General features: G+C 25.6%; 10 protein-coding genes. All 10 read left to right on the top strand.

Annotation, left to right across the window (positions count from 1 at the left end):
- The first annotated feature begins 273 nt into the window (after positions 1 to 273).
- A complete protein-coding gene (locus RYM86_RS08030) occupies positions 274 to 1,716 on the top strand; it encodes a glycoside hydrolase family 1 protein (protein WP_315079392.1) in 1,443 nt (480 codons plus the stop codon).
- A 55-nt stretch (positions 1,717 to 1,771) separates the two neighbouring features.
- Positions 1,772 to 3,574, top strand: coding sequence for a glycerophosphodiester phosphodiesterase (locus RYM86_RS08025; RefSeq protein ID WP_315079390.1), 1,803 nt, complete (start codon positions 1,772 to 1,774; stop codon positions 3,572 to 3,574).
- A gap of 256 nt (positions 3,575 to 3,830) precedes the next feature.
- Positions 3,831 to 4,487 (top strand): response regulator transcription factor, encoded by a 657-nt coding sequence (locus RYM86_RS08020; RefSeq protein WP_315079386.1) that lies wholly within the window; start codon positions 3,831 to 3,833, stop codon positions 4,485 to 4,487.
- 5 nt (positions 4,488 to 4,492) lie between these two features.
- A complete protein-coding gene (locus RYM86_RS08015) occupies positions 4,493 to 5,950 on the top strand; it encodes a HAMP domain-containing sensor histidine kinase (RefSeq protein ID WP_315079385.1) in 1,458 nt (485 codons plus the stop codon).
- Between the two features lie 229 nt (positions 5,951 to 6,179).
- Positions 6,180 to 6,992: a hypothetical protein gene (locus RYM86_RS08010; protein WP_315079382.1), complete on the top strand. Its 813-nt coding sequence runs from the start codon at positions 6,180 to 6,182 to the stop codon at positions 6,990 to 6,992.
- Positions 6,993 to 7,782: 790 nt separating this feature from the next.
- A complete protein-coding gene (locus tag RYM86_RS08005; protein ID WP_315079380.1) occupies positions 7,783 to 8,496 on the top strand; it encodes a ferric reductase-like transmembrane domain-containing protein in 714 nt (237 codons plus the stop codon).
- 456 nt (positions 8,497 to 8,952) lie between these two features.
- Positions 8,953 to 10,392, top strand: coding sequence for an MBOAT family O-acyltransferase (locus RYM86_RS08000; RefSeq protein WP_315079378.1), 1,440 nt, complete (start codon positions 8,953 to 8,955; stop codon positions 10,390 to 10,392).
- A gap of 17 nt (positions 10,393 to 10,409) precedes the next feature.
- Entirely contained in the window at positions 10,410 to 11,402 is a 993-nt protein-coding gene (locus RYM86_RS07995) for a hypothetical protein (protein WP_315079375.1), read from the top strand.
- 320 nt (positions 11,403 to 11,722) lie between these two features.
- Positions 11,723 to 12,706 (top strand): ROK family protein, encoded by a 984-nt coding sequence (locus RYM86_RS07990; protein WP_315079374.1) that lies wholly within the window; start codon positions 11,723 to 11,725, stop codon positions 12,704 to 12,706.
- Between the two features lie 49 nt (positions 12,707 to 12,755).
- A complete protein-coding gene (locus RYM86_RS07985) occupies positions 12,756 to 13,391 on the top strand; it encodes an HAD family hydrolase (RefSeq protein ID WP_315079372.1) in 636 nt (211 codons plus the stop codon).
- Positions 13,392 to 13,573: the final 182 nt, after the last annotated feature.

The raw sequence follows: 13,573 nt of genomic DNA, 5'->3' as shown, positions 1-13,573 counted from the left end.
TACTAACTTAAACTATAGTTATATTATGGAAATGAAGTAGGAGTCTATAAATAGCATACTAGAGAATTTGGTAAGATATTAGTATAAATGATGGTTTGATTAAGTATTTAAGCAAAGAAGAAGGAGTATAATATGAAATGTACTCCTTCTTCTTTTATGTAAGAAATGTTTATATAAGTATATTAAACTTGTATAGTGAAATATAAATATTGAAAAATGAGAAGGTTGGATTATAATAATAAAAAATTATTAAAATATGAGGAGGATAAAGCTATGGATACAATTTTCCCTAAAAATTTTTTATGGGGTGGATCAATTGCTGCTAATCAATGTGAAGGAGCTTATAACATAGATGGAAAAGGTTTAAGTGTAGAAGATGTAGCACCAAAAGGAATCAAAGGTAAACCAACACCAGAACCAACAGAGGATAATATGAAACTTGTAGGGATAGATTTTTACCATCGCTATAAGGAAGATATTAAGCTATTTTCTGAAATGGGATTTAAAGTTTTTCGTTTATCTATTGCTTGGTCTAGAATTTTTCCATTAGGAGATGAAAAAGAGCCAAACGAAAAAGGGCTACAGTTTTATGATGATGTTTTTGATGAATGTTTAAAGTATGGAATTCAACCACTTGTAACTTTATCTCATTATGAAACGCCTTTACATTTATCTAAAAATTATGATGGATGGAAAAGTCGTGAGATGATTGGTTTTTTCAAAAATTATGTTTCTACTGTTTTTAAACGTTACAAGGATAAAGTGAAATATTGGTTAACATTTAATGAGATTAATTCAATTACTCATGCTCCTTTTTTAAGTGGAGGAATTTATACACCTTTAGAAGAACTGAGCAAACAGGACATTTATCAAGCCATTCATCATGAATTAGTGGCTAGTGCAATGGCAGTAAAAATGTGTCATGAAATTATTCCTGATGCTAAAATTGGATGTATGATTTTAGGGATGCCTGTTTATCCAATGACACCATCACCTGATGATGTATGGGTAACGCTTAATAAAGAAAGAGAAAATTTCTTTTTTTCAGATATTCAGGTTAGAGGCCACTATCCAGCATATGCAAAAAGATTTTTCAAAGAAAAGGATGTTAAATTAAATATTACAGAAGAAGATAAGGAATTATTGAAACATACAGTAGATTTTATATCATTTAGTTACTATATGAGTATTTGCGAATCTAGTGATAAATCTATTAATTCAGGTGAAGGAAATATTATTGGTGGAGTACCTAATCCTTATTTAGAAGCAAGTGAATGGGGATGGCAAATTGATCCTAAAGGACTTAGATATTATCTAAATATTTTATATGACCGCTATGAAAAACCATTATTTATTGTTGAAAATGGATTAGGGGCTGTTGATGAATTAGTTGAATTAGAGGACGGCACAAAAACTGTATTAGATGATTATAGAATTTCATATTTAAGAGATCACTTAGTTCAAGTAGCAGAAGCAATTGAAGATGGAGTAGAATTAATGGGATATACTTCTTGGGGATGTATTGATTTAGTAAGCTTTACTACTGCTGAATTAAAGAAACGTTATGGATTTATTTATGTAGATCGTCATGATGATGGAACAGGATCACTAGGGCGTTATAAGAAAAAAAGTTTCAACTGGTATAAAGAAGTAATTGCTAGTAATGGAGCAAAAAAAGCATTATATTCTAATGGTGATATTGATAAAGAAAAATAAGGTTTAAAGAAAAATTAAAATATATACTTATTTTATAAATACTTGGAGGGTTTTTGTGAATAAAAGAATTTTAAATAATTTTTATATTCTAATAAGGTACAATTGGATGACATTAATTTTATTTGAATTACTTCATAAAGGATTAATTTTAATAGCAATAATGCCATTCATAAATTATATGTTAAGTAGTTTAATGAAAAGTGCAAATATAATTTATTTAAGTACTGACAATATAACAAAGATATTAACCAATCCTATATCAATAATTTTAATTCTATTAATAATCTTAGCATTAGCTTTTTATATATTTTTTGAACTTACTTCTATAATTATTTGTTTTGATAAATCTATAAAATTTTCTAAGATAGGATTAATAGAACTTATAAAAGAATCATTAAAAAGATCAATTAGAATAATATATACTAAAAATATATTGCTTATAGCATTTGTGATATTTATAGTTCCATTAACAAATTTAGTACTAACCTCAGGATTTATAGGAAGAATAAAGTTACCAGAATATATAATTGATTATATATATTCTAATAATATGTTGAACATATTATATATTATTTTAATGTTAGGTATATATATTTTAGCAATAAGGTGGATTTTTAGTATACATGAAATTACCTTAAATACAGATAGTTTTAAGGAAGCAAGACAAAAGAGTATTTCGCTTACAAAAGGGAAGATATTTAAAATTTTTATTTATTCAACAGGTCTATTCATGTTGACTGCAATTATTGGATATATCATTTCGTATGTGATAATTATTTTGATTGGATTATTAACAAAACACTATATAGGTAATGTTGATCATGCAAAGAACATATTTATAAGTAGAACTATCATATTTAAGGACTATGCTATATTTATATCATCAGTAATTCAATTTATAGTGAGTATTGGATTTCTGTCAGCTATTTATTATGAATATAATCAGGTTTATGGATGTAATTTAAAAGAGCTTAGACATAAAAAACCAAAAGATTCTATTATAAAAAATATTTTTAGATTATCAATAATATTTTTAGGAATTTGCATAGAATCATTTACATTTTCTTTAAATAATGTTTCTCCGTTTAATACAGAATTTCTTTACAATACTACTGCAACAGCACATAGAGCTTCGTCTATAACTGCTCCAGAAAATACAATAGCAGCACTTAAAGAAGCTATTATAAGTCAAGCAGAATACGTCGAGATAGATGTTCAAGAAACAAAAGATGGAGAGTTAATAATTATACATGATTCAAATTTTAAAAGAACTACTGGAATAGATAAAAATGTATGGGAAGTAGATTATGATGAGGTTAAAACTTATGATACAGGTAGTTATTTTAGTGTAGATTTTAAAGGAGAAAAAATACCAACTCTTGATGAAGTAATAAAAAATTCTAAAGGTAAAATTAAATTACTAATAGAGATTAAGGCTAACGAACATGCAAATAATATGGAACAAAAAGTTATAGATTTAATTAAGAAAAATAACTTTGAAAATCAATGTGTTATAGCCTCTATGAGTAAAGACGTATTACAAAAGATAAAAAAAATAGACCCAAACCTGAAAACTTGTTATATAAGTGCAATAGCCTATGGTAATTTTTATGATTGGGACTATGTTAATATATATGCCATTGAATCTACATTTGTAAATAAAAATATAATAGATAAAATACATAATAGTGGTAAACAAATTTTTGTATGGACTATAAATGATAAAAATCTAATGAAGAAGATGATTGATTTAAATGTAGATAGCATAATTACAGATAATCCTTTCTTGGTTAATGATGTGATTTATTGGAATAAAAATGGATTTGTTAATAAAGTGGCTGATTATTTATTTAATTAATGAAGAGAAATTAAAAGGAATACTTAGAGCAATAAGAGCTTAAAGTATTCCTTTTATGTTTCATAAGAAAGATTAAATGGCTAAAAAATTAGATAACAGTAAAATATAATCAGTAAATAGATTAATTTGTTTTTAAACCATTTTGAAACTATTTTACAACTATTTTGCAATGTTTTTAAAAGATTTATTATATAATGAAGGTATAAATTAAACATTCACTGAAAAATATTAGATTATTGCACTAGGGGGAATATAGTTGAAAATAAATGTTTTAATTGTAGAAGACGATGAAGCTATTTCTAATTTAATAAAAATAAACTTGAGCATGGCTGGTTATGAAAGCAGACAGGTATTTGATGGATTGGAAGCTTTTCATTTATTGAAAGAAGAATCTTTTGATTTGATACTCATGGATATTATGTTGCCGGGTATGGATGGTTTTGAATTGATGAACAGAATAAAAGATTTAAATATACCAGTAATATTTCTGACCGCTAAAAATGGACTTGCAGATAAGGTAACTGGCCTTAAATCTGGTGCAGAGGACTATATTGTCAAACCATTTGAAACAGTTGAGCTACTGGCAAGGATTGAAATAGTTTTAAGGCGTTATTCTAAAAATAGTAATTGTATAGAATTTGAGAATTTGAAAATATATGAAGAAGAAAGGATTATCAAAAAAGATGATAAGACAATTGATCTTACCTTAAAGGAATTTGAACTCATGGTTTTGCTTGTGAAAAATAAAAATATGGCTCTATCAAGGGAATATTTACTAGAAAAGATATGGGGGTATGAATACATGGGGGAAACAAGGACGATAGATACCCATATTCAAAAGCTACGAAAGAAGCTGAATATTACAGATAGCATAAAAACTGTATATAAAATTGGATACAGATTAGAGGAGTAATAGATATGAAGTTATGGCAGAAAATATATTTCTTTTCTTTATTGTTACTAATATTTACTTTAAACATAGCCGGATTTATATTGATACAAAAACTTCATAATGATGTATTAGAAAAAGAAGTTGAGAAATGTCTTGCAGAACAAAAATTTGTTTCTTCAGAATTCAGAATTAATTCTCTAGCTTTGCAAAAAATCTATTATTTAGATACTTCTCCTGACATTAATATGTCAATCAGCGCTTTAATGAGTGAATACAACAGTTTAATTGATCGTGAAGCTGGACAACATGGGGATATAGAAATTTTAGATCAGCAAAATAAAATACTATATTCAGATGTGAAATTTCCTGTTTCAGATGAAAAACAGGAATTAGAAAATCTTTCTGTAGGAAAAACCAACTACATTATTCGAACATTGGATGGAAAGCAGTATTTATATGTAAGCAGCTTAGTTAATGTGTATAATGTTCCAATAAAAATACATTATGCTAAAGATATTTCAAACATATACATTGAAAAAATGAATCAATATGCTCTTTTTATGAAATTGGATATTTTAATCTGCTCTCTTTTTGCTGTTTTTATGTTTTTTGTAAGCAGATTAATAACAAAACCAATAAATACGTTAATAGAGTCTACTCAAAAAATATCTTTGGGTCAGTATTCTGAAAGGGTAAGAATAAAATCAAAGGATGAATTTAACGTTCTTTCAAATCATTTTAATATAATGGCTCAGACAATAGAAGATAAAATAAATGAGTTGGAAATATCGAATATTAAAAAGGAAACTTTCATAAATAACCTGACTCATGAACTTAAGACACCTTTAACTTCTATAATTGGATATGCTAATTTAATAAGAACATCAAAATATAATGAAGAATTATTTTTCGAATCTGCAGACTATATTTATAAAGAGGGGAAAAGACTTGAGCAAATGGCTTTTAAAATGATGGATTTAATCTATGCTAAGACTCAGGAAATTAAATTAACACCTGAAAAAATTATGCCCATAATATATGAAGCAGAAAAATCTCTACTTGTTAAGCTTAAAGATAAAAATATAGATTTAATTATTGAAGGGGAAGACTGTATATTAGATGTTGACAAAGATCTAATTAAGATGGCATTATGCAATTTAGTGGAAAATGCTATAAAAGCATCCGGGAAGGATTCTAAAATATATTTAAAGGTATCTGTTTTACATGATAAAACTTCTATATCTGTCTTGGATTTAGGTACAGGAATGACTAAAGAACATTTGGATAAAATATGGCAGCCATTCTATGTAGTTGATAAAGCAAGGAGCAGAAAAAATAACGGAGCAGGTATTGGACTTTCTATCTGCAAAAAAATAGCGGAAATTCATAATGCAGATATAAAAATAAATAGTGAATTAGGTAAGGGTACAGAAGTAACCATAATTTTTAATCAACCTTCTATAAATATAGATAAATCAATTTAATTTATATTCTAAAATATTTATATTATAATGAGGTGTCTATTGTTTAGAACAGGTTCTTGTTATAAGTTTTTAGATTGAGATTGCTCCTTAGAAAAATAAATAAAAGTTTACAACTATTTTACATTTGCAATAAACTTCTGAGACATTTAAATTTTATAATTAAAGAGTGGTAAGTATTTATACACAATTAGAGTAGAATGAAAAAATAAGAATATAGGGAGGAATTATTATGTTTTCTAAAAAATTAACAGCAGTCTTAGTAGCAGTGGGGGTAGTAGCATCTACTACTGCTTTATTTAATGAAATTAATATAAAAACAGCTTTTGCAGAGAGTGTAAAGCAAAATGTTGTTTATGCTAAAGATGATACGTTAGCAGCTTCTCAAGATGATGGCACAGGCACAGTAAGTGGTGCTGAGGAGGAAGCTTATAAGGAGAAGTCTTTAGACATTTTAAAAAATTATTTTAACATATCAGTTGAAGAAAACGAAAACTTTAAGTTTAGCGCATGTATATTAAATGAAAAGACTTTGGATGAACTAAAGCCCAAAGAACTAAAAGCAATGAAGGATTTATATGATAACAAGGAGATTTCCAAGGAAGAGTATGATAAAGAAATAGATTATATTGAAAAAAATGATGATGGACTTAAAGATAGAGTGGCAAAATTAAAACATGGAATGGTCCAAGCTGGATGGGTTGATGAAAATAGATGCTATATGTTTGACTTCAATGAAAATACAAAGGAAGTAGATTTTGTAATGGTTAGTGAAGATATGCCTAAGGAACCAGATGTTCCATTAACAATTAGTGAAGAACAATTAAAAAATACAGCAGAGAATTTTATTAAGCAAAATAAGTTAGGTGATATAGAAAAGCCTAAATGTATACTTGTAAAAGGAAAGCATCTTTTCTATCAAGATGAAAATGATTCTACTAAAAAAGTAGATGTAGGTATTAATACATTTACAGGTAAAGTAAGTAGATTTTCAGTAAAAGCATATGCAGATTTTGAGTATAATAAAGCAATTAATGAAAAATAAATAGATTAACAATACGTTTAAATCAGCTTCTTTAAAAGGGGTAAGTAATTATGTATATAAGCAGGTTAAGGATAATTTAAAGAAATTCTAACCTGCTTTTTATTTACATAAAAACATTTAAAATCTATAATAGTGGAAAATTATTGAAATATTTTCGCACTATTATAGATTTTAAAACATGGATAACAAGAAATGCAATATAATCATTTTGTCTTACTTTACATTAATAGCATTTTGTGAAATTTTAAGTATTTTATAAGGAGTTAAAAAGGGTTCTTTATGAAATGTTATGTACTATAAAAGTATACTTATTGGAATAGTTTCTTTCTTTTAATGCTGCCTTCTGTATTATTATCAATATTAATTTGTAGTATAAAAAATTTATTTAAATTGCCCTAATGATATTTTAAATATTGTGTTTAATAAATCACGTTAATTTTTATGTGAATAAGGATTTACAAAGAAAATAGAGTAAATATAATTAAAATTTAAAAACATATTTTGAAAAAGAATTTACCGCTGATGAGTATAAGGTACATAAAACTATTACAATTAAAACCTTTGACAGCGAAACAAAAAAGAGGTGGAGGGTTTTCAGCTTTGACAATTTAAATTAATAAGGCTGATATAGTATTAATAATAATTATAGATAAAAGTAATTTCTTAATGAAGAATGATGAACTTTATAAAAGTAATTAGGAAAAACAAAAATGCGATATTGAAAATCACTATCAATAGTGATACAATTGATTAAACTATTAAATATAACCAATTAAGGGGGATAACGTTAGTGTTAATATTAATTTCTATTTTACTTGTATCTATTTTTATTGTTTTATTTCATAAACAAATAAAAAGACATGCTAATATTTTTTATATAATAGCAGGGCTAATTGCAATAGGATTTATTTTATATTTTCAATTAGATTTAAATAATAAGGTACCTAAAGGTATAAATAAATATGTTGTAACAATTTTCTCAAGAAGTGCAGTTTCAACTGCTTTGTTTACTATTGTAATGTATACTGGTGCTTTAAATAAGAAAATGTCTATAACTAAAAAATTATTAAGCATACGCGGTGAGCTGTCAATAATTGCATGTATTTTAACATTAGGTCATAATGTTTTATATGGGATGACAATTTTTGTGATATTATTTACAAACCCTACTTCATTTACTTGGCTTAAATTAATAGCGGCAATATTATCAGTAGTTCTAATTGCTATAATGCTTCCATTAATGATAACTTCATTTCCTAGTGTTAGAAAAAGAATTCCATTTAAAAAGTGGAAAGCAATTCAAAGATTAGCATATGTTTTTTATGGGTTAATATATGTTCATGTTATGTGTTTATTTATACCTAAAATGCAAGGTGGAAAGTTCTTTGATGTATTAATTTATACTTTTATATTTGGATTATACTTTGTAGCACGTATATACAGATTTATGAAAGATAAAGAAATTAAAGTTAAACGTAAATTGAGTCTTAGTCAAAATGTTTAATTTTTTAAATGGAACTAAATAAAAGTTCTCACTTGCTACTGGTACGGTGAACAGTATCATAAATAAATGCAAAATTTACTAAAAATGAATAAAATCAGAAGGGGCTGTTGCAAAGTAGAAATGTAATTTCTATTTTGGACAGCTTATTTTTTACTATATTATTTCTTAATCATATCTTTCTATTATTATAATGTGAAATGTTTATAAAAAGCATAAAATAATGTTATAATAGTTTATATTTGGAAAATAGGCAAAAATTAAGACAACAAAACCTTTAGGTTAAATTAATACTCTTATATTATAAGAGCTTCAAAAAAGAAAGGGGATGCAGCAATACAATTTGCAGGAGAGTATATTAAATTTTAAAACAAAAATAGAATAGTAGATATTAAGGCAGGGGAGTTTCCATTGCCTTCAGGTATTAGATTATATAAGGGATATAGGGAGACAATAAATATGATTTTTAATTCACGACAATTCATTTTAGTATTTTTACCAATTTCAATTTTAATTTATTTTTTTGTTGATAAGATTGATAAAAGTGATAAAAGACTATTTAAGAAAATGTTTTTAATTTGTATTTCATTATTTTTTTATGAATATACAAATAAAAAATATATTGTAATTATATTATTTTCAATAATTATAAATTTTACTATAGGAAAGTTGATAATTAAGTTCAATAAATTAAAAAGTGCAAAGAAAATGTTATTAATTATAGGTTTAGTATTTAATATAGGATTATTAGGATATTTTAAATATTATAATTTTTTTATAGAAAATGTTAATTATATTTTTAAGAATGATTTTAACTTAATAAATGTAATATTACCAGTAGGTATTTCATTTTTTACATTTCAACAATTAGCATTTGTTATTGATAATTATAGAAATGAAATGATACATTATAATTTTATAGATTATTGTTTAGCAGTAGTATTTTTTCCTAAACTTTCAGAGGGTCCAATTATGACAGTTAATGAATTTATTTTTCAATTAGATGATAGCATAAAAAAAAGAATTGATTATGATAATATGAATAAAGGACTATATATGTTTGCAATTGGACTTGGAAAAAAAATATTTATAGCAGATATGATAGGAAGATTCGCAGATGCTGGATTTGCAATAAGCAATTTAAGTTTTTGTGATGCTTGGTTAACATCACTAGCATATACGTTTCAATTATATTTTGATTTTAGTGGATATTGTGATATGGCAATAGGAATTGCATTAATGTTTAATATAAAAGTACCAATGAATTTTAATTCTCCATATAAGTCTACTGATATTCAAATGTTTTGGAGAAATTGGCATAGTACACTTGGAAAGTTTTTAACTAAATATTTATATATTCCTTTAGGTGGAAATAGAAAAGGGAAATATAGAACATATTTAAATATATTTATTATATTTTTGGTGAGTGGAATATGGCATGGAGCAGGATGGACATTTATTATATGGGGGATGCTTCATGGTATATCTAGTATAATACATAGAATATGGACAAGTAGTGGAAAAAAATTAAATAAATATTTAGGTATCTTTATAACTTTTAATTGTGTGAATATATTCTGGGTGATCTTTAGGGCAAAGAGTATATCTAATGCATTAAGTGTATTGAGAAGTATGTTTGACCTTAGAAGTATAACAAAACTAATGAGTAGTGATTATATAAAGCAAATAAATTCTGCTGATAGTATGAGTATTGAAGGGTTGTTATGTATACTTATAATAGCTATTATTATCACGTTTTTATGTAATAATTCATTGAATAAAGTGAAAAATATGAAATTAAATATAGCAACTATGTTTCAAATTGTAGTAATTATAGTTTGCGCAACTTTTGTAATATGTTCGAGCCAAACTATAACTTCACTATATTTTAATTTTTAAGGAGATTTTGATTTATTATGAACAAGAAAAAAAAGTTCTTTTATTTAAATATATTTTTTATTACTATTTTGATAGTAAGCATATGTTTTTTTAATTACAAACTAGATCCATATGGAATTTGGAAAACTTCATTTAAATATCAAGTTTTAGAACCAAATAAAAATTATGCAAAAACACAATTTGTATTAAATAATCCTGAAAAATATGATTCATTTATATTTGGGTCATCTAGAGTAGGACATATTGAAACAAATTTACTGCATGACGGTAAATATTATAACATGACATATTCTGTAGGAACACAACATGAGTGGTTAGGTACAATTAAAACTTTTATAAATAATGATGTTAAAATAAAAAATATTATTTTAGGAATAGATGATTTTTCTTTTACTTTTGATCCAAAAAATAATAACAACGATTTATTAAGAGTACCATATCAAAATCTTGATTATAAAGAAAAGTTTAATAAGTATCTATTAAGAAATCCAATAGATACTTATAATTTGAATACTATCAGAACATTAATTAATGGGAATTATTGTTTTAATAAGAATGATGATATTTTAGAAACAGGTGTCACATATGGGAATGACGATGAAATACTTAGTGATATAGAAAACCATGTTAATGATCCGAAATTTAACAATCCTGCTAATTTTTTTGGAGTCAATAGAATTAGTGAATCCATTGATGAAATGAATGAAATTATTTCATTATGTAAAGATAATAATATAAATTTATATGTTTTCTTTAATCCAATAAATAAAATAACATATGAATCAAATAAAGAAGTAACTGAAGAATTTAAAGAACAGTTACAAAAAATAACTAGTTATTGGGATTTTTCTGGATATAATGATATAACTACTAATAATTTTTATTGGTATGAAACATCTCATTATAGAAATATAGTAGGCAAAATGATAATGGAAAAGATGTTTAATATTGAGTTAGGAGTAGATGTACCTAATAATTTTGGAGAATATCATTATTTATCTAAAGAGTAAGGTATATGGAGATACGTAATGAGAACAAAAGTTATATAGTAAATTCAAGTAATATGTTAGGATAAGCCATTTAAATTATAAAAAATTTGATGAAAAACTATAGTTATTTAGAGTAAATTTCTCCAGCATCTTTAGACATAGTAGAACCAGCCTTAATCAATTATATTATTTGGTTAAGGCTATTTTTATATATTTATTTTGATAAAAATTTTAAATAACATAAATAAATGAAGTTTCTTTATTTATAATTGACGTATAAAAGTTAAATTGTTACAATAGACTTATTAAAATAGTTTTAATAAGTCTGGGGGGTGTGAACTGTGGCTAATTCAGGGACTATAAAGAATATTAACATTAATAATATTCGTAATGTATTAGACAGTAATAAGTCTATGACTAAAAGTGATATTGCTAGATATGCAGGATTGAGTTTTCCAACTGTTAGTAATACTATAGAGTATTTGCTTGAAAAAGGAGAAGTAATAGACGGTGGACTTAAAGATTCATCAGGAGGAAGATGTGCTAAAAAATATAGTTTAAATCCAATGTATCTAGTTTCACTATCATTATATTTAGAGGGATTTGAAATATATTGGTTTATAACTGATCACTGTGGAAATAAAATACAGGATGGAAGGGAAAATTGCAAAAATAAAATATTAAAATGTATAGAAGATATAATAAGTTCAATAAAAATAAATTATAGTCAGTTAGCAAGTATAATGATTGGAATTGCAAGTAATGTTAATAGTGGAAAAATTACATCTCACATGGAATATGAAGAACTATATGATATGGATGTAATTAAGTATTTAAAAGATAAATATGAAATTCCTATAAATATTGAGAATGATATGAAAGTTGCAGCTAGGGGATATTGGGCAAGGCATGAAAATAAAGATATACAGGCTGTAGCAAGTATATATATGGGGAAAAATGGAATGGGATCTAATATGGTTATTGACGGTAAGATATGGAGTGGAACAGCTAATTTTGCTGGCGAAATACACTATCTTCCAATCAATGGTGATAGTAAAAAATATCCTGTGTATGAATTTAATGATATTGACATTAATATTGTTGAATATTATGGCAAAATAATTCAATCATATATAGCGCTGATAAATCCTAATTTAATAGTTCTTTATAGTAACTCTTATATAATAGATAAATTAGAAGAAATTGAGTTTTATTGTAAGTGTAGAATACCTGAAAATGCAATGCCTAAAATTATAATATCTGATGAGTTTATAGAAGATTATGAATATGGTTTAAGTAAGATGGCTAATGAGTTAATGGATTAATAATTTAGCTTTGATAATTGAGAATTGATAAAATGTTGGAGGGGATTAAATGAAATATTCACATGTTGTATTTGATATTGATGGGACTTTAATAGATACTGAAAAGGCGGTTTTAAGATCATTGCAGAAAACGATATTAGAGGTAAAAGGAATAAAAAAGGATTTAGATGAACTTAAATTTGCACTTGGAATACCAGGAAAAGATGCTTTAATAAAGTTAGGAATAGAGGATTTAGAAAAAGTAGAATGCATATGGACTGAATTTTTTAATGAATATTCAGATGAAATTTGTGTTTTTGATGGAATAGGAAAAATACTACAAGAGCTAAAATCAAATTTTATAACATTAGGAATTATAACGTCTAAGACACGAAAAGAATATGAAGATGATTTTATGAATTTTGGTTTAGATGATTATTTTAATGCAGTAATTTGTGCAGATGATACTATCAAACATAAACCAAATGCTGAACCAATGGAAGAATATTTAAAATATACTAATGCTAAAAGAGAAGATACAATATATATTGGTGATTCTATATATGATGTGACGTGTGCTACAAATGCTGGAGTTGATTCAGCATTAGCGTTATGGGGAAGAGATGATTCAGATAATATAAAATCTACATATTATTTAAATTGCCCTAATGATATTTTAAATATTGTGTTTAATAAATCACGTTAATTTTTATGTGAATAAGGATTTACAAAGAAAATAGAGGAAATATAATTAATAAAATTGAATATAAATTATAGTTTGATAATTTTTATATAAACGATGAAAGGAGTATCTGAAAAAGGTACTCCTTTTACTATTGTGTGCCCAGCATGGGCACGTACTAATCGGTGAAAGTCCGTAATGGGGGC

The organism is uncultured Clostridium sp., assembly GCF_963527835.1.
In the GTDB taxonomy this organism is placed as follows: domain Bacteria; phylum Bacillota; class Clostridia; order Clostridiales; family Clostridiaceae; genus Clostridium.
Note: the sequence above shows the minus strand (reverse complement) of the source record. Positions and strands in the feature narration are given on the sequence as shown.

Bases quoted from the DNA above. Each gene is read 5' to 3' on its own strand.
- RYM86_RS08030 (WP_315079392.1), top strand. From the start codon at position 274: ATGGATACAATTTTCCCTAAAAATTTTTTATGGGGTGGATCAATTGCT.
- RYM86_RS08015 (WP_315079385.1), top strand. From the start codon at position 4,493: ATGAAGTTATGGCAGAAAATATATTTCTTTTCTTTATTGTTACTAATA.
- RYM86_RS08010 (WP_315079382.1), top strand. From the start codon at position 6,180: ATGTTTTCTAAAAAATTAACAGCAGTCTTAGTAGCAGTGGGGGTAGTA.
- RYM86_RS08000 (WP_315079378.1), top strand. From the start codon at position 8,953: ATGATTTTTAATTCACGACAATTCATTTTAGTATTTTTACCAATTTCA.
- RYM86_RS07995 (WP_315079375.1), top strand. From the start codon at position 10,410: ATGAACAAGAAAAAAAAGTTCTTTTATTTAAATATATTTTTTATTACT.
- RYM86_RS07985 (WP_315079372.1), top strand. From the start codon at position 12,756: ATGAAATATTCACATGTTGTATTTGATATTGATGGGACTTTAATAGAT.